Annotated in this window: 11 protein-coding genes; 2 read left to right on the plus strand and 9 right to left on the minus strand. The window is 75.4% G+C overall.

From position 1 onward, the window contains the following. Positions 1-4 precede the first annotated feature (4 nt). A complete protein-coding gene (locus tag ACIQWA_RS38465) occupies positions 5-1,528 on the plus strand; it encodes an FAD-binding oxidoreductase (RefSeq protein ID WP_402491148.1) in 1,524 nt (507 codons plus the stop codon). A gap of 118 nt (positions 1,529-1,646) precedes the next feature. Here the strand turns inward: ACIQWA_RS38465 and ACIQWA_RS38470 are convergent, their stop codons facing one another. Both ACIQWA_RS38470 and ACIQWA_RS38475 read right to left on the minus strand, forming a co-directional pair. Beyond that, positions 1,647-2,918, minus strand: coding sequence for a nucleotide disphospho-sugar-binding domain-containing protein (locus tag ACIQWA_RS38470; RefSeq protein ID WP_360242725.1), 1,272 nt, complete (start codon positions 2,916-2,918; stop codon positions 1,647-1,649). Between the two features lie 178 nt (positions 2,919-3,096). Next, positions 3,097-4,296 (minus strand): nucleotide disphospho-sugar-binding domain-containing protein, encoded by a 1,200-nt coding sequence (locus ACIQWA_RS38475; protein WP_402491151.1) that lies wholly within the window; start codon positions 4,294-4,296, stop codon positions 3,097-3,099. 166 nt (positions 4,297-4,462) lie between these two features. On the opposite strand from ACIQWA_RS38475, the gene ACIQWA_RS38480 reads away from it, so the two are divergent. After that, entirely contained in the window at positions 4,463-5,062 is a 600-nt protein-coding gene (locus ACIQWA_RS38480) for a TetR family transcriptional regulator (RefSeq protein WP_360242719.1), read from the plus strand. Positions 5,063-5,155: 93 nt separating this feature from the next. On the opposite strand, the gene ACIQWA_RS38485 is transcribed toward ACIQWA_RS38480, so the two are convergent. The 7 genes from ACIQWA_RS38485 to ACIQWA_RS38515 form a co-directional block, all read right to left on the minus strand. Then, complete coding sequence (locus ACIQWA_RS38485) at positions 5,156-7,024, minus strand: 2-oxo acid dehydrogenase subunit E2 (RefSeq protein ID WP_402491154.1); 1,869 nt, start codon at positions 7,022-7,024, stop codon at positions 5,156-5,158. Beyond that, a complete protein-coding gene (locus ACIQWA_RS38490; protein WP_402491157.1) occupies positions 7,021-7,248 on the minus strand; it encodes an acyl carrier protein in 228 nt (75 codons plus the stop codon). The genes ACIQWA_RS38485 and ACIQWA_RS38490 overlap by 4 nt, the downstream gene beginning before the upstream one ends. Then, positions 7,245-9,131, minus strand: a complete 1,887-nt coding sequence (locus ACIQWA_RS38495) for an HAD-IIIC family phosphatase (protein WP_402491159.1) — start codon at positions 9,129-9,131, stop codon at positions 7,245-7,247. The genes ACIQWA_RS38490 and ACIQWA_RS38495 overlap by 4 nt, the downstream gene beginning before the upstream one ends. After that, positions 9,128-10,156 carry a 3-oxoacyl-ACP synthase III family protein gene (locus tag ACIQWA_RS38500; protein ID WP_360242706.1) on the minus strand — a complete coding sequence of 343 codons (1,029 nt, stop codon included), beginning with the start codon at positions 10,154-10,156 and terminating at the stop codon, positions 9,128-9,130. The genes ACIQWA_RS38495 and ACIQWA_RS38500 overlap by 4 nt, the downstream gene beginning before the upstream one ends. Before the next feature lie 352 nt (positions 10,157-10,508). Further along, positions 10,509-11,993, minus strand: a complete 1,485-nt coding sequence (locus ACIQWA_RS38505) for an FAD-dependent monooxygenase (protein ID WP_402491162.1) — start codon at positions 11,991-11,993, stop codon at positions 10,509-10,511. Between the two features lie 19 nt (positions 11,994-12,012). Beyond that, positions 12,013-16,845 (minus strand): type I polyketide synthase, encoded by a 4,833-nt coding sequence (locus tag ACIQWA_RS38510; protein WP_402491168.1) that lies wholly within the window; start codon positions 16,843-16,845, stop codon positions 12,013-12,015. A 26-nt stretch (positions 16,846-16,871) separates the two neighbouring features. Then, a partial coding sequence (locus ACIQWA_RS38515; protein WP_402491165.1) for a beta-ketoacyl reductase occupies positions 16,872-17,765 on the minus strand: 894 nt, incomplete at its 5' end.

Here is a 17,765-nt window from a genome sequence, read left to right on the forward strand (position 1 = left end):
ACGCGTGCCCACTCGTAGAACACTGCTGAAGGGCGGCGCGCTCGCGCTGGCCGCGGCGGGCCTCGGCTCGATGGGAGCAGGCCCGGCCAGTCTGGCGGAGGCGTCCGACTGGAGCCGGCTGGGGAGCCGGCTGAAGGGCCGTCTGGTACGGCCGCAGGACCCCGACTACGCGTTCGCCAAGCAGCTGAACTTCATGGCGTTCGACGCCGTGAACCCGGCCGGCATCGCCTACTGCGCGGACGCCGACGACGTCCGGACCTGCCTGTCGTTCGCCCACCACCACGGCATACCGGCCGTGCCCCGCAGCGGCGGGCACAGCTACGGCGGCTACTCCACCACCACCGGCCTGATCATCGACGTGTCGAAGCTCAACGGGATCCGGTTCGGCCCGCAGACCGCCGTCGTGGGCCCCGGCGCCCAGTTGGTGGACGTCGTCGACGCGGCCTCCGCCAACGGCGTGGCGCTCGCGGGCGGGATCTGTCCGACCGTCGCGATGGGCGGCTACCTGCAGGGCGGCGGCGTCGGCTGGCAGACCCGGGCGCTCGGCCTCGGCGCCGACTCGGTGGTGTCGGCGGAGGTCGTGCTCGCCGACGGGAAGGTGGTGACCGCCTCCGAGGAGGAGCACCCCGAGCTGTTCTGGGCGCTGCGCGGCGGCGGCGGCGGCAACTTCGGCATCGTCACCCGCTACGAGCGGCGCCACACCACCATCCCGCGGATGGTCAACTACACGCTGGCCTGGCCCTGGGACAGCGCCGAGAAGGTGCTGGACGGCTGGCAGCACTGGCTGGCCGACTCGGCGCCCCGCGAGATCGGCGCCCGCTGCCTGCTCGGCCTGCTCGACGCCTCCCCGGGCGCCGCACCGTTCCTGCTCACCGACGGCACCTTCATCGGCTCGCCCGAGGAGCTCACGCCGCACCTGAACGCGCTGGCCGCGGCGATCGGCCAGACGCCGCCCTACCGCAACGTGCAGGAGCTGGGATACCGCGGCGGCATGATGTCCTGGTTCAAGTGCTCCACCAGCTCGGTCGCCCAGTGCCACCGGGTCGGCGACAACCCGCAGGCGAACCTGCCCCGCAGCGGGTTCAGCCTGAGCCGGTCGCGACTGTTCCGGGAGAACATGCCGGCCACCGGGTCGGCTGAGGTGCTCGCGGCCTTCGAGGCCGACCGCCGGGCCGGCCACGCCCGGATGGTGCACGTCTTCGCGCTGGGCGGGGCCTCCTCGGACATCGGGCGGACGGCGACCGCCTACGTCCACCGCGACATCCGGTTCTCGGTGGACTGGGCGACCGTGCTGCCGGCGGACAAGGCCACCGACGAGGAACAGGCGGCCGCCCGGGCCTGGATCGACAACGGCTTCGCCGTCACCGACCGGTACTCCGCGCACGAGACCTACCAGAACTACATCGACCCCGCGCTGCCGGACTGGCGGGAGTCGTACTACGCCGAGAACTATCCGCGGCTGGTCGAGGCGAAGAACGCGTACGACCCGCACGGGTTCTTCTCCTTCGAGCAGAGCATCGGCCGCTGACGCACCGTCACCCGCCCCGGACGAGGGGCCCGGCACCCGGGCCCCTCGTCCGGGGCTTGGTGGTTTCCAGCGGTCGTCGGGCCCCTCGGACGCCGGTACGTCCGAGGGGCCCGGACGGTCAGACCAGCGCTTCGAGGGAGCGGACGATCTCGGCCGGCGTCGGCGCGCTCATGATCTCCTCGCGCACCTTCCGTGCCGACGCCCGGAAGGAGTCCTCGGTGAGCAGTCGGCCGACGGCCGCCCCGATCTCCGCCGGGCCCGCCTCGGTCGGGTCCAGGGTGATGCTCGCGCCGCCGGCGGCGAAGTTGGCCGCGTTGAACGGGTTGTCGGCCGTCTGCGGCATCATCACCTGCGGCAGGCCGTGCAGGGCCGCCGTGAGCAGCGAACTCGTCCCGCCCTGGTTGACGATGGCGGCGCAGCTCGGAAGGAACAGGTGGAGCGGCACGTTCTCGGCGATCCGGGCGTTGGCGGGCAGCGGCCCGATCTTGGCCCGGTCACCGGCGCTGATCGCCAGCACGACCTCCACGTCCAGGTCGGCGAGCCCGGCCACCACCTGCGGCAGGACGAACGCCTCGTCGCCGGCCAGCGCGGAGGTGGAGGTGCCCCAGGTGACACAGACCCGGGGGCGCCCAGGGCGGTCGAGCGCCCAGTCCGGTGCGGCCGCCGCGCCGTTGTAGGGGACGAACCGCATCGGCAGTCGCCCGGAGATGCCCGGCAGTTGCAGGCTGGTGGGCCACGGGTCGACGGTGCGGACCGGGTAGTCGTTGCGGATCTCCGCCCCGTACCGGTCGAACAGTTCGGGGAGTCCGGTGGGCCAGTGCGGGCGGACCGCGTCGCCGGCGCCGGGCAGGCCCTGCAGTGGCTGGCTGATCACCCGCAGCACGTCCGGCCCCCAGGTCTGGCGGACCAGCGGGATCCCGAGGGCCGCGGCGACCAGCGGCGCGGCGAACACCATCGAGTCGGCCACCACCAGGTCCGGCCGCCAGCGCTCGGCGAACCGCAGCAGGTCGGGCGCCATGCGGACGGCGGCCTCGACGAGCGGGGCCATGGTGGCGTCGCGGAGCTCGGCCAGCCGGGCGGCCTTCGGGTCGCCGGGGGCGGCCGGCCGGCCGTGCGGGCCGGTCGGGGAGGCCAGCCCGGTCCGGTCCCAGTCCTTCGCCGGCGCCTCGATCACCCGGTGGCCGCCGCGCGAGCGGATCACGCCGTCCATCAGCTCGTAGCCGTGCCCGACCTCGACGGCGGGCAGGCCGACGCCGGTGACGGCCGGGGTGAGGTCCGGCAGGGCGGCGACCCGCACCTCGTGGCCGGCCGCCCGGAAGGCCCAGGCCAGCGGCACCATGTGGAACAGCGGTGTGGTCGTCGCGGCGACCGGTAGGAAGAGGATGCGCAAGGTGCCCTCCTGGGGCGTCACGGGTGTCACGGGTGTCACGGGCGTCACGGGTGTCACGGGCGTCGCGGGCGTCGCGGACGAGAGGGGGGGTGCCGGGCAGGCCGACGGGGAGCTGCGGCGCGGCCGCGGTCCGCCCGGCAGGGTGCTGCCGGGCGGACCGCGGAGCGGTGTCCTTCCGTCAGGCGGCGACCAGGGCCTCCACGGTGGAGACCACCGAGGCGGGCGACGGCATGGCGGCGATCTCCTCGCGGATCCGGTCCGCCGACTTCCGGATCGTGTCGTCGGTCAGCACGGCCGTCACCGCGGCGGCGACGGCCTCGGCGGTGAGTTCGGCCGGTTCCAGCAGGACGGACGCGCCGCTGGCGGTGAAGCTGATCGCGTTGGTCGGCGCCTCGGAGATCTCCGGCACGAGCACCTGCGGGACCCCGGCGGCGGCGGCCGTGAGCACCGATCCGGTGCCGCCCTGGTTGACGATGGCGTCGCAGCTGGGCATCAGCAGGTTCAGCGGCAGGTTCTCGACCACCCGCACGTTGTCCGGCAGGCCGGTGAGGCTCGCCCGGTCGGTGCTGCTGACCGTGACCACGAGCTCGATGTCGAGCGGGGCGAGCGCGTCGACGACGCGCGGGAGCAGGGCGCTGTGGCCGCCGAGCACGCTGGTGGTGGTCCCCCAGGTGACGCAGACCCGCGGCTTGCCGGTGCGCTTGAGGATCCAGTCCGGCGCCGCGCCCGCGCCGTTGTAGGCCACGTAGCGGCGGGGCAGCGGGTTGGCCGCCCCGAAGGTGCGCAGGCTGGCCGGCCAGGGGTCGACGGTCTGGGTGATGTAGTCGTTGCGGACCTCCGCCCCGTAGCGGTCGAACAGCTCGACCAGGCCGGGGTGCCACTGCTCGCGCTCGGCGCCGGTGTTGGGCTGACCCTGCAACGGGTGGCCGAAGATGATGTCGGGGCCCCAGATGTTCCGGATGATCGGGATGCCGAGGACGGCGCTGACCAGCGGCGCGGCGAACAGCGTCGGGTCGGTGACCAGGAGGTCGGGCCGCCACTCCTCGGCGAACCGCAGCAGGTCCGGCGCCAGCCTCTGGTTCAGCTCGATCAGCGGGCCGGACCGGCGCTGCCCCATCGCGCGCCGCTCGTCCTCGGACATCACCATCAGCGCGGCCGCGCTGATCCGGTGGCTCTCGGGCATGGCCGCCATGCTGGCCATGAAGTCGTAGTCGTCGCCGACCTCGACCGCGGTCAGTCCGGTGCTGAGGGTGGTCTTGGTGAGGGACGCCTGCGAGGCGACCCGCACCTCGTGCCCGGCGGCGCGGAAGGCCCACGCCAGCGACACCTGGTGGTAGAGGTGGCTCCCGACTGGGAGCGGGGTGAACAGGACGCGCATGGTGGACTCCCGGGGATATGTGCGGCCGGACAGGCCCAGTCCAGCCGACCGGGCTAAAGGGCCCCTGAAAACACCCGGCCGCGGGCCCGGGCCGCTCTTGCAGACTCGGCAATTCCCTGCGGTGTCCGAACTTGCCCCGCCGGAACCGGCGTGCGACGCTGAGGCCGTGACGCCAACGCTTCGGGACAGCAAAGTGGCCGCCGTCCGCCGCGCGCTCAGCGAGGTCGCGCTCGGCCTGGCGGTGGAACGGGGCTGGGAGAACGTCCGGGTCGAGGACATCGCGGCCAGGGCCGGCATGTCCACCCGTTCGTTCGGCAACTACTTCCGCAGCAAGAACGAGGCCCTGTTCGCGGTCGACCTCGACCGGTCGGCGGCGATCCGCGAGCACCTGAGGGACCGGCCGGCCGACGAGCCGCTGCTCGAAGCGGTCGTCAACGCCATGCTCGCCGCCTTCCTGGCCGGCGACAACGTGGACCGCGACCTCGTCACCAAGGTGCGGCTGGCCGTCGCGACCTCGCCGCTCGGCGGCGAGTACCTCAAGGCGCACGCCGCCCGGGAGACCGCCCTCGCCGCCGGGATCGCCGAGCGGCTCGGCGTCGACCCGCGCACCGACGTCTACCCGCGGCTGCTGGCCACCATGGTGGTCAACGCGGTCCGGGTCGCGATCGAGTTCTGGGTCGACGAACCGCAGAACGTCTCGTTGTCGGAGGCGATCCGCTCCACCCTGGAACGGATCGCCCCCGCGCTCCCCGCGCCCGCCGGGTAGCGGCGCCGACCGCCAGGACCCCGGCCGCGCGGGCCGGGCCGGACCCCTTCGGCCCGGCCCGTCCGACGGCCGGGCCGGGCCGGCCCGGAGTCGTCAGCCCGCGGCTCCGCCGCGCAGCCGGGCCAGCCGGTAGAGCAGGCCGATGGTCAGGGCCGCGGGGACGTTCCCGCCGCGGATCCCCAGCAGCGACCGGATCAGCCACAACTGCGTCTCCACGGAGTGTGCGGGCGCGCCGTGCACGTCGTCGTGGAGCAGGCTCCGGAAGTCCCGTACGTGGGCGCGGAGCAGGGACACGTCCGAGTTCGGGATGATCTCGTCGCGCGCGCAGGCGACGTAGCGGACCGGGATGTCCAGCGCGGCGAGCTGCTCGGGCCGCAGCGCCCACTCCCGCAGCTCCTCGAGCGCGGCGTCGGGCTTGCGGTCCATCAGATGCGCCAGGGTGTCCACGGTGATCCGCGGCAGGGCGGCCTGCCAGTCCCGGTCGGTGAAGAAGCCGCTGACCGGGGCCCCGGCCGTCAGCACCCCCCTGATCCGGCGGTCGTCCAACGCGGCGCGCAGGGCCAGGTGGCCGCTGAAGCTCAGGGCCAGCGCGTACGAGTCGGCCACGTCGGCCCGGTCGGCCACGTGGTCGAGCAGCCCGGGCAGCATCCGCCAGGCGTCCCGGTCGTAGGGCAGGGTGTTCTCGCCGACGCCGGGCATCTCGGTGACGATCCCGGCCATGCCCAGGCGCCGGATCGCGGCCAGCGTGGGCCCCCACTGCTCCTTGACGGTGACGATGCCGCCGCTGACGATCAGCAGCGGCCGCCGCACACCGTCGGACATCCCGGTCGCCCAGGCGGCGACCCGCCCGTTCGGCAGCTCCACCTCCAGCCGCTCGATGTCCGGGTCGGCCCGGCGCCACTCGTCGAAGGTCCGCACCGTCTCCTCCAGCGCCCGCCGGCGCACGGCCCCGTCCACGAACGGGAACCGGGCCATCGAGTAGTGGCGGCACGCGTCCAGCAGCCGCCCCTCGAGCTCCAGCCGCTTCGCCGAGCGGGTCCACTCGGCGGCCCACGACCCCTCGCCGTCCGCGTCGTCGCGGATCCGGGCCAGCACCGCCTCGTGGCCCGCGACCTTCTGCCCCCGGGTGTGCGCCAGCACGAACTGCTTCAACTCGCCGACGTCGTTGGTGCCGCCCGGCCGGGCCGGCTCGTCCTCGAACTCCTCCAACAGGCGCTTGAGGTCGGTCAGCAGGTCGGCGGCCTCCGCGCCGTCGATCACCCGGTGGTCGAAGGTGAGGTTCAGCCGCATCACGGGCGCCACCGTCACCGCGCCGTCGCGCACCACCGGCCGGTCGGTGATCCGCCCGAGGCCGATCGTGACCGTCGTCCCGCCGACCGAGTGGAAGCCGTCCACCGCGCGGTGGGACAGCGAGGTCACCGCGACGGTCCCGACCGCGGCGGCCCGGCCGCGCAGCGGGCGGACCCGCGCGCGGTACGCCGCCTCGCCGAGCACCCAGGGGAGGCGGCGCAGCAGCCGTGCGCCGGCGAACTCCGGCAGCTGCTCGGCGTCACCCCCCGTGTAGTGGTCGACCTGCCGCTGGATCTCCTCCAGGCTCGCCGTCTGCAGGTCGGGGACGACCGCCGACAGCACCACCCGCTGCCCGTTCGTGGTGTGGTCCATCGTGAACTTGCCGTTCACCGAGGCGGAACGGGCCACCCTGGGCCGCACCCGGCCGCCGATCGCGGCATTGGCCTCCGGGTGGGCCGCCAGGGCACGGCCCGCCGCGAACAGCACGTAGCTCAGCCACGACGAGCGCCGGCCCTCGGCGAGCGCGGCCGCCCGGAGCGCCCCGATCCGGGTCATGTCGACCTCGGTGTCGAGGTGCACCGGCGCGAACGACCGGATCTCGCGGAGGAAGTACAGGGTGGGGCGCCGCTCCCGGGCGACCGGCCCGACCGGCACGGACGGCCCGGCCGTCATGCGCCCACCGCCACGCGGTGGATCTCCCGCAGGCTCTCCGCCGCCAGGACGTCCGGCAGCGAGATCGGCCGCCCGGTCTCCCGCTCCAGGGCGGTGAGCAGGGTCAGCAGGTGCACCGAGTCCCAGCCGGGGAGCCGGTCGAGCGGCAGGCCGGCGTCCTCGGGCCCCAGCGGCAGCCCGATCTCGTCGCGGACCAGCACCATGAAGTCCTCGATGGTCGTCAACTGCTCTCCTCCTGGGACTCGGTGAACTCGATGTGTGCGGGCGGCGCCGCGATGCCGGTCAGGTCGTGGCGGTAGAGCGCACCGCCGCCCTCCGCCTCGCCGACCCGGGTGAAGCCGTGCTCCGGGTAGAAGTCCCGCGCTCCGGCGTTCTTCGGGCCCGGCCGGAACACGGCTTCCACCGCGTGCGCCCCGGTGGCCTTCGCGTCCGCCAGCACGGCGGCCAGGCAGGCCGACTCGATGCCCCGGGAGAACACCCGGCAGCTGAGGACGAAGTTGTCGATGTGCACGACGCCGGCCTCGGCCCGGGTGAGGACCACGCCGACCATGCCGTTGTCGCCGAACCGGTCCGCGGAGCGGATGGCGAGCACCCGGCTGCCGGCGGCGGCCGCGGCCGCCCGCACCTCGGGCGGCTGGAGCCGCCGGCCGGTCATGTTGAACTGGTTGGTCCGCAGCGTGAGCTGCGAGGCCCGGGCCACCTCGGCCTCCGTCACGGGCCCGAACCGCACCCGCACCCCGAGTCCGCGCAGGTAGTCGGCGACGGAGTCGAACGAGGCCAGGAAGCCCTGCCGGTCCAGCTCCTCCCGGTAGCGGGCGGACCGGGCGCGGTCGTCCGCGTTCAGCTCCCGGGTGTCGAACCAGCCGTCGGCCAGCAGACGCTCGACGTGCCGGGCGGGTTCCTCGTCCAGCCGGACCACCGCGACGTCGGGCAGCGCGTGCCGGACCATCCCGCACTCGAAAGCGCTGTCGTCCACGAAGACGAAGGAGTCCACGCCGATGTTGAGGGAGCTCGCCAGCTCGGCGAGGTTCTCCGGCTTCGGCCGCCAGTTCGCCGCGACCCGCACGAAGTCCTCCGGCCGCAGGACCATGCCCGGGTGGTCGCGCAGCGCCGCGGCGACCGGCTCCGGATCGTTCTTGCTCGCCACCGCCAGCAGGACGCCCTGCGAGCCGAGCTGGCGGACCACCCGCTGGAACGCGGCGAACGCCTCGCCCCGGGGGGTCCCGCCCAGCTCGACGCCGTCCGCGCCGTCGTCCCCGAGCACCCCGCCCCACAGGGTCCCGTCCAGGTCGCACACCAGCGCCTTGCGGGTCCGCCCGGTGAGGTGCCGCGCCAGGTGCCCGACCTCGCGGGCGTACCGGGCCAGCAGGGCCGGCGACAGGCCGACCCCGGCGTAGCGGCCCAGCCGGGCGTCCTCCGCGGGGATCCCCTCGGCGAGCAGCGGGTCCAGGTCCAGGGTGACCACCGAGGGGAGTTCCTCGCCCAGGGCGAGCAGCCGGGAGTTGGCGGTGCGCCAGGCCGCGCCCAGCCGGGCCCGGGAGCGGTAGTCGACCAGCTGCGCGGCGAAGCGCCTCGGCAGCGGCAGCGTGTTGAGCACCAGCGTGCCGGCGCCCCGGCGGCCGAACGCGGCCGCCAGGTCCCGCACCAGCGAGACCTTCTCGTCCAGGACCCGTTCGACGTCCGCGGCCGTCCACGGGAGCGGCACCTCGTCGAAGACCACCTCGGGGTCCAGCACGCACAGCACGACGTCCGGCCGCGCCGCGTACAGGTCGCTCCCCGGGTCGCCGAGGTCGAAGACCCAGGCGTCGAATCCGGACAGGCGCGTCCGCGCCAGCAGGCCGTGGCGGGCCAGTTCGGCGGTCAGCGGGGGGACCAGGGTGGCCAGCGTGCGGTGCCCGGTGACCGCGACCCCGACCACCGGGACGGACGGGTGCGCGCGCAGCACCTCGTCGGGGTCGAGCCGGGCCAGCACCTGGCCCGCCCTGGCCAGTTCGGCGTCCGGCAGGTCCGCGAGCAGTCCGCGGACCCGCGGGTAGTCGGCGGCGAGTCGGCCGGCCGCGTGCAGGTCGGCGACCGCGCGCGCGGAGGGGGCGGCGGTGGCGGTCATCGCTCCACCCGCTCCAGGGCGTACCCGGCCTTGATCCACTTGCTCGACTCGATCGCGACCCCGACCGCCCGGTCACCGGCGATCATGCGCGGCAGCAGCCGCTCCAGCTGGAAGAACGGCAGCGCGTTGCCGGTGTTGCCGGTCTCCCGGATGCAGCTGACCTCCCGGGCGTCCGGCACGTCCAGCCGGGCATGGATCTCGGCGGTCATCCGGCCGGACAGCTGCGGCGGCAGGATGTAGTCCAACTCGTCCCGGCTCCAGTCGAGTTCCGCGAGCACCTCGTCCAGGGTGGCCACGGCCAGCGGGGGAACCGAATCGCGGACCGCCTGGTAGTCCTCCACCGCCGCGGGCCGGTCCAGGTGCCGGTCCGCCGCGCCGAACCAGTCCAGGGTCTGCCCCGGCGGCCGGTTCCGGCCCACGCACCGCACCTGCGTCCAGCGCAGCGCGACCGGCTCCGCCGACGGCTCCGTGCTCAGCACCGCCGCCCCGGCGCCGTCCCCGAACAGCACACCGTTGACCTGCTCGCCGGGCGGCAGCGCGCTGACGTCCAAGGTCAGGTCGAAGTGCTTGGCACAGGAATCGGCGCCGATCACCAGCGCGGTGCGGAACGCCCCCGAGCCCAGCATGTGCCGGGCCACGTCCAGGGCCTGCACCGCGCCCGCGCACCCCGACTGGAGCTGGTAGCCGGGCACCCCGTCGATGCCCAGCCGATCGGCGACCACGTTGACCGTGGCCGGCATCAGCATGTCCGGCGAGGAGGTGCCCATGACGACGAGGTCGACCTCGGCCGCCGTGATCCCGGCGGCCGTCAGCGCGCGCTGCGCCGCGGTCACCGCGAGGTCGGCCAGGGAGAAGCGGACCTCGCCGGAGTCCAGGTCCACCGAGTAGTGCCGGAGGGGGGTGCCGATGAAGGTGTCCACCCACTGCTCCCAGACCTGGGGCAGTTTGAACCGTCGGGCCAGGGCCGGGATGTCCACCGGCGCGCCGGGCAGCACCGTCCCGGCGGAGTGCACGTACACGTCCATGTTCGTCCTTTCGCCTGCCACCGTCATGCTGGGTCGTGGCGCTTAATCGGTCCTAAGGGCCGCCGGGCCGCCGGGCCGGGGCGGGTGCGGCTCGGCCCGGGGCGGGGCGGGGAGTGCCTTCGGTGGTGCCCTCTAGGGCGTGTCTTGTGGATCAGGTCGGACCAGACCGCGGCGTCAGGGTGCGTGCATCGCAAGGCGGAGGATGGGGGCACCTCCCGGCCGAAGGCTGGGGGAGAGTCCATGCGGTGGGGGCACCTCCCGGCCGAAGGCTGGGGGCCATCGGCGACCGACGACAACGCGGCGAGGTGCGTGCCCTGGCGTCGCGGGCCTGGCCTGATCCATAAGACACGCCCTAGGCGGCGGGCTCGCCGAACAGGGCGGCGAGGGCGGCGGCGAGGCCCGTGGAGTCCCCGCCCGCCGGCAGCGTCCAGGCGATCCGGCCGTCCGGTCGCAGCAGAACGGCCTCGGCGTCCACGCCGGGCAGCGGCTTCGCCGTGACGAAGTCCACCAGGCCCTCCCGGCCGGCGAGTTCGCCGGCCAAATCGGTGCCGGCGTCGCCGCCTCCGGCACGGAGATCGAGCAGCACCGCGCGGCCGGCCTCCCAGGCCGAGGCCAGCCCCGGCACCGCCCGCGCGGCCGCCGCCACCCCCGGCAGCCGGCGGCCGAGCAGCGGATCGGCGTCCGGTCCGGCCTGCCCCAGCGGGTAACGGGTGTCGGTGCCGCCGACCATGGTGACCAGGTACTCGTTGACGTCCGGGAAGCGGACGAGCTCGGCGAAGACCTCCCGCAAGGGCGTCAGCGGGTGCAGCAGCGCCGCCTGCGCACGGGTCGTCAGACAGGCCCGGGCCCCGACCGGGTGCCGCTCGTCGTGGTAACTGTCGAGCAGGCCCTCCGGTGCCCGGCCGGCCAGGTCCGCCGCGAGCTTCCAGCCCAGGTTCACCGCGTCGTCCAGGCCGGTGCTGAGCGCCTGCCCGCCGAGCGGGAAGTGCCGGTGAGCCGCGTCCCCCGCGAGGAACACCCGCCCGGCACGGTAGCGCTCGGCGAGCCGGGTCGCGTTGGACCAGCGGGCCGACCAGAGCGGCGGCCCGTCGGCGAACCCGACGCCCGCGAGGCGGCTCACCGCGCCCTGGATCTCCGCCAGTCCCGGCGCGTCGTCACCCTCGGGAGGCTCCACGCCGAACTCGGCCGTCAGGACCCGGACCGTGTCCGGCCCCAGCGGGCTGACCGCCAGCAGTCCCGCCGGGTACTCGCGGGCGCCCAGGTGCTGGCGCAGGACGCTGTCCGTCGCCACCGAGAAGTCGGAGACCGTGCCGTGGAAGGGTTCCTCGTGGCCCGGGAACGCGATGCCGGTCGCCCGGCGCACCACGCTGTCCACCCCGTCGCAGCCGACCAGGTGCCGGCTGAGCAGGGTCTGCCCGCCCGCCGGGCCCTCGACCCGCGTCTCGACCCGGTGCTCGTCCTGCTCGACGCCGACCACCCGGTGCCCGAACCGCAGGTCCGCCCCCAGCGCCCGCGCCCGCTCCACCAGGTGGTGGACCAGCCTGCCGTGCGGCAGGGAGAAGTTGTACGGGTACCGGTCGGCGAGCGCGGACGGGTCCAGCCAGATGTGCGCGAAGTGGGCCATCGGGAACTCGAAGCCGTCCGGGCGGCAGGCCTCCATCAGCCCGCGCATCTCCAGGAGTTCGATGACCCCGGGGTTGACGGCCACGCCCGGCGCGTGGGCCTCGGGGCCGGGGCGGCCGTCGAGGACGACGACCTCCGCGCCGGCCAGCCGCAGCTCGCACGCGAGCATGAGCCCGACCGGTCCGGCGCCGACGATGACGATGTCGTGCTGCATGGAGATGTCCCCCAGGGTTCTAGCGGGCCGGGTACGCGGACGCGGACGCGGCGAGCTTGGCGGGTGTCGGATGGTCGAAGACCTGCTGCGGTGTCACGTCCAGTCCCGCAGCGCGCATCTGGGCACTCAGGTCCAGGGCGGCCAGGGACGACAGGCCCAGGGCGGGCAGATCGGCGTCCGGGTCGACCCCCCCGGCGGCGTCGATGCCCAGGACCTCCGCCGCCGCGGCGCGGACCAGCTCCAGCACGACGGCGGCGCGTTCGGCGGGGTCCGCGGCGGCGAGCCGGGCCGACAGCACGGGATCCACCGCCGGGGAGCCGGCGGCGGAGCCCGGTGCGGACGCGGCCGCGGCGGCGGAGCCGAAGCCGGGCAGGTCGGCGAAGAGCGGGTCGGACCCGGGCCAGGGCGCGGCGCTCCCGTCCAGGTCGGCCACCGTCACGTCCCCGGCGCCGGGCTGGACGGCGTAGCCGAACGCCTCGACGGCGAGGGCCGCCGGCACCGGCCGGAGTCCGGCGGGAGGGGCGGGGTGCCCCCCGTCGACGGGGACCGCGGTGGTGGCGCCGGCGGAGTCGGGGGCGTCGACGCTGCCGGGGGCGTCGACGGTGCCGGGGGCGAGCGGCCCGAACGCGAGGGACAGCGCGCGCCCCCCGCGTTCCCGCCGTCGCCGGGCCACCGCCGCCAGGGCGGCGTGCACGGGGGCCGGCCCGTCCTCGCCGGGGGCGGCCAGCGCGCCCGGCCCGGAGGAGCACACCACGAACGCCGCCAGGTCGAGGTGCGCGGTGGCCTCGTCGACCGCGAGCGCCGCGTCGACCGCCGCCGACGGGGACGTGCCGCCGGTGTGGGCGAGGTGCACGACGGCCGTGGGCGGCCACTGGGCGACCACCCGGGCGAGCGCCTCGCGGTCGCCGGCCGGGCAGTGCGCCACCGTGACCTCGGTGCCCGCCTGCTCGGCCGGCCCGGTGAGGTCGGACGGCCGGGCGGACCCTGCGGCCGGCGCCGGCGGGCCGGCCAGGACCAACCGGGTGGCGCCGTGCTCGGCGAGCCAGCGGAGCACATGGCCGCCGACCACCGGGTCGGCCCCGGTGACCAGGACCGTTCCCTCCGGCCACCGGGGGAGGTCGCGGCCGTCCTCGGGCGGGGCGATCCGGGCCAGCCGCCGGGCGAAGAGACCGGGACCGCGCAGTGCGAGGCGCGGGTCGGCCGGGGGAGCGGAGAGCAGGCCGGCCAGCCGCTGCGCGGGCCGGTCGGATCCGTCCTGGTCCGTGCGGTGGGGGGCGGCCGGGGCCTGCGCTCCGGGCCGCGCGGGAGGTACCTCCAGGTCGAGCAGGCCGATCGCGCGGTGCGGGTGGTCGCCGACGAGGACCTCGCCGAGGCCCCGGACGGCGGCGTGCTCCGGCGAGGCCGGCGGGTCGAGCCGACCGACCGTGACCGCGCCGCTGGTCAGGACCCACAGCGGAGCGGCCACCCCGGCCCGGTCCAGCGCCGGTGGCAGGGCGGCGGTCAGTGCCAGGCCCCGGCCGGGCTCCGGTGCGAAGGCGAGCAGCGACACGACCGCGCGGGGCGCCCCCTCCGGGCGGCCGGCGGCCCCGGCCTCGGTCAGTGCGACGCCGATCAGTGCGGTGAGGCCGTCGGTGTCCGCGGTCTCCCCGGCGCTCCCGAAGGAGGCCGGAACCACGAGGCGGTCGGCGGCGTCGCCGAGCACGGCGGCCAGCCGGGCCGCCGGGCCGCCGTCGGCCGGATCGTCGGGCACCAGCAGGAGCAGCCGCGGGGCGTCCGCCGCCGGGTTCTGCGCGAGGGGCTGCCAGAGCGTCCGGTGATGCCACCCGGCGCGCCGTCGGTGGACCGCCAGCAGGGGCAGGACCTCGGCCAGCGAGGCGAGTTGGGTGGCGGACAGCCGCAGGGACCGGCCGAGCGACTCGGCGTCCTGCTCGTCGACGGCCGCCCAGAACCGGGACTCCAGGGATCGCTGTCCCGGTCCGGTGCCGGCTCCGGCCGGGTCGGCGACGGGGTTGAGCCAGTAGCTCCGGCGCTGGAACGGGTACGTCGGCAGCGGGACGCGCGCGGCACCCGTGCCGGCGAACTGGGCCGCCCAGTCGACCGGGCGGCCCGTCGCGTGAACCGCGGCCAGCGCCGTCAGCACGGTCTGCGGCTCGGGCCGCCGGGCGCTCAGCACGGGCACCAGCGTGGGCGTCGGCCCGTCGCCCGCAGGCCCGCCGTACGTCCGGTCGCGGAGGCATTCGCGCGCCAGTGCGGTCAGGACCGCGTCCGGCCCGAGTTCGACGAAGCAGGTCACCCCGGCCGCGCGCAGCGTCCGGACGCCGTCGGCGAACCGGACGGGCTGCCGGGCGTGCCCCAACCAGTAGCCGGCGGTGCGCAGTTCGGCCGGGTCGGCGAGCCCGCCGGTGACGTTGGAGACGAGCGGGACGGTCGGCTCGGCGAACGTCACCCGGGCCAGGGCCTCCCCGAACTCGGCCAGGACCTCGTCCATGTGCGGGGAGTGGAAGGCGTGGCTGACGTCGAGCCGCCGGACCCGCCGGCCCTCGGCGCGCCAGTGGGCGGCGACGTCCAGGACCGCTTCCTCGTCGCCGGAGACCACCGTCGCCGACGGCCCGTTGACGGCCGCCAGCGACACCTGGGCCGCACGGCCGACCAGGGTGGCGAGCATCTCCTCCTCCGCCGCCTCGACGGCGACCATCGCGCCGTCCGGCCGGGCCCGTTGCATGGCGCGCGCCCGTGCGGCGACCAGCCCGGCCGCGTCGGACAGGTCGAGGACCCCGGCCACGTGCGCGGCGGCCAGCTCGCCGACGGAGTGGCCCAACAGGAAGTCGGGCCGCAGCCCCCAGTGCCCGAGCAGCCGGAACAACGCCGTCTCCACGGCGAAGATCGCCGGCTGCGCGTACTGCGTCCGGTGCAGCAGCGCGGCGTCCGGGTGGTCCTTGGCGCCGAACAGCAGTGGGCGCAACGGGCGGTCGAGGTGCCGGTCCAGCTCGGCGCACACCTCGTCCAGGGCGTCGGCGAACACCGGGTGGGCCGCGGCGAGGGCGCGCCCCATCCCGGCGCGCTGGCTGCCCTGGCCGGTGAACAGGTAGGCGAGCCTGCCCGGCCCGGACTCGGCGCGGCCCACCACCACGTTGCCGGGCAGCAGGTCCCCCCGGGCCAACGCGTCCAGGCCGCGGGTCAGGTCGGTCCGGTCCGCGCCGACGACCACCGCGCGGTGCGCCATGGCGGTGCGGGTGGTGGCGAGCGAGAACGCCACGTCCACGGGGCGCGGCGCCGGGTCGGCCGCGAGCCGGACGGCCAGGGCGCGGGCGGCGTCACGCAGCGCCTGTTCGTTCCGGGCCGACAGCACCAGCGGGACCGGCCGGGCCGGAGCGTCGTCCGGTGCCGTGCGGCGCACCGGGGTGCCGTTCGCCGGGGCACCGTGCGGCGTCGCGTCGGTGGGCGCGGGCGCCTCCGCCGCGGTCGGCGCGGGCGCCTCCTCCACGATGACGTGCGCGTTGGTGCCGCTGACCCCGAACGAGGAGACGGCGGCGCGGTGCGGCCCGGGCCCGTGCGGCCAGGGGCGGGCCTCGGCCAGCAGCGCGACCTTGCCGGCCGTCCAGTCCACGTGCGGGCTCGGTTCGTCCGCGTGCAGGGTCCGGGGCAGCACCCCGTGCCGCAGGGCCTGCACCATCTTGATCACCCCGGCGACCCCGGCGGCGCCCTGGGTGTGGCCGATGTTGGACTTCACGGAGCCGAGCCAGAGCGGCCGTTCGGCGGGCCGGCCCTGCCCGTAGGTGGCCAGCAGCGCCTGGGCCTCGATCGGGTCGCCCAGGACGGTGCCGGTGCCGTGCCCCTCCACCACGTCCACGTCCGACGGCTCCAGGCGTGCGTCGGCGAGGGCCTGGCGGATCACCCGCTGCTGGGCCGGACCGTTCGGCGCCGTCAGCCCGTTCGAGGCGCCGTCCTGGTTCACCGCCGAGCCGCGCACCACGGCGAGGACCGGGTGCCCGTTGCGGCGGGCGTCCGAGAGCCGCTCCAGCAGCAGCAGGCCGACGCCCTCGCCCCAGCCCGTGCCGTCCGCGCCGGCCGCGAAGGACTTGCAGCGTCCGTCCGGCGACAGTCCGCGCTGCCGGCTGAAGTCCACGAAGACGCCGGGCGTCGCCATCACGGTCACCCCGCCCGCCAACGCCAGCTCGCAGTCCCCGGCGCGCAGCGCCCGGGCCGCGAGGTGCAGGGCGACCAGCGAGGAGGAGCACGCCGTGTCCACGGTGACGGCCGGGCCCTCCAGGCCGAGGGTGTAGGCGATCCGCCCGGTCGCCACGCTGCTCGCGCTCCCCGTCCCCAGGAAGCCTTCGAAGCCCTCCGGTGTCCGCTCCATCAGGCGGGCGGCGTAGTCGTCGTACAGGACGCCGGCGAAGACACCGGTCCGGCTGCCGCGCAGGGTGGCGGGGTCGATGCCGGCGTTCTCCAGGGTCTCCCAGGCGGTTTCGAGCAGCAGCCGCTGCTGCGGGTCGACGGCCATCGCCTCGCGCGGGCTGATCCCGAAGAACTCGGGGTCGAACTCGGCGGCGTCGTAGAGGAATCCGCCCTCCTGCGTGTAGCAGGTGCCGGCTTTCTCCGGGTCCGGGTCGTAGAGTGCCTCGAGGTCCCAGCCGCGGTCGCGCGGGAAGGACGAGACCGCGTCCACGCCGTCCGCCACCAGCCGCCACAGGTCCTCGGGTGACCGTACTCCGCCGGGGTAGCGGCAGCCCATCGCCACGATGGCGATCGGCTCGCGCTGGGCGGCCTCGGCCTCGGCGAGCCGCCGCCGGGTGTCCTGAAGCTCGGCGGTCGTCCACCTGAGGTAGTCGACGACCTTCTGCTCCTTCACCGCGTCCATCTGTGCAGGTCCTCCGGTCATCGGTCCTCCAGCCCTGACAGTCCGAGCTCCTGGTCGAGGACGTCGAAGAGTTCGTTGTCGGTCACCGACGCGAGATCGTCGTCCTCGGTGGCTGCCGTTGCCGCCCCTCGCGTCTCGGTGACCCGCAGCAGCAGGGCCTGTAGCCGGGCCCCGAGCCGCTCCCGGCCCGCGTCGTCCAGGTCGGTGGCGGCCACGGCCGCCTCGAGACGGTCCAGCTCCGCCTGGACCGGCGCCTGGCGACCCGCACCGCCCTCGAACTGCTCGCCGAGATGGCTCGCGATGGCCGCCGTGCTGGGGTGGTCGAAGACCAGGGTGGTCGACAGCCGCAGGCCGGTCGCGGCGGACAGCTGGTTGCGCAGGCTGACGGCGGTGAGCGAGTCGAAGCCCAATTCCTTGAGCGCCGAGTCCGGATCGATGCCGGCGGCCGATTCGTGTCCCAGCACCGTCGCGACGTGCGTGCGCACCAGATCGAGCAGGACCTGTTCCCGCTTGGTCCCGTCCAGCCCGCTGAGCCGTTCGGCCAGCGCCGCGCCGCCGCCCGATGCCGCCGCCTGCCGGGCCGGGGCGGGGACCAGCCGGTCGAGGAGCGGCGGGAGCGTGCCGTTGCGTGCGTGGCGGCGTAGGGCGGTTCGGTCGATGGGGGTGAGGAGGAGGTGGGGGTGGGGGGTGTGGAGGGTGGTGTCGAAGAGGGTGAGTGCGGTGGGGGTGGTGAGGGGGGTGAGTCCGGTGGTGTTGAGGCGTTGGTGGTCGGTGGTGGTGAGGGTGTTGGTCATGGTGCTGGTGTCGGTCCAGAGGCCCCAGGCGAGGCTGGTGGCGGGGAGTCCTTGGGTGTGGCGGTGGTGGGCGAGGGTGTCGAGGTAGGTGTTGGCGGCGGCGTAGTTGGCTTGGCC

This window comes from Kitasatospora sp. NPDC098652, assembly GCF_044760155.1.
Taxonomy (GTDB): Bacteria; Actinomycetota; Actinomycetes; order Streptomycetales; family Streptomycetaceae; genus Kitasatospora.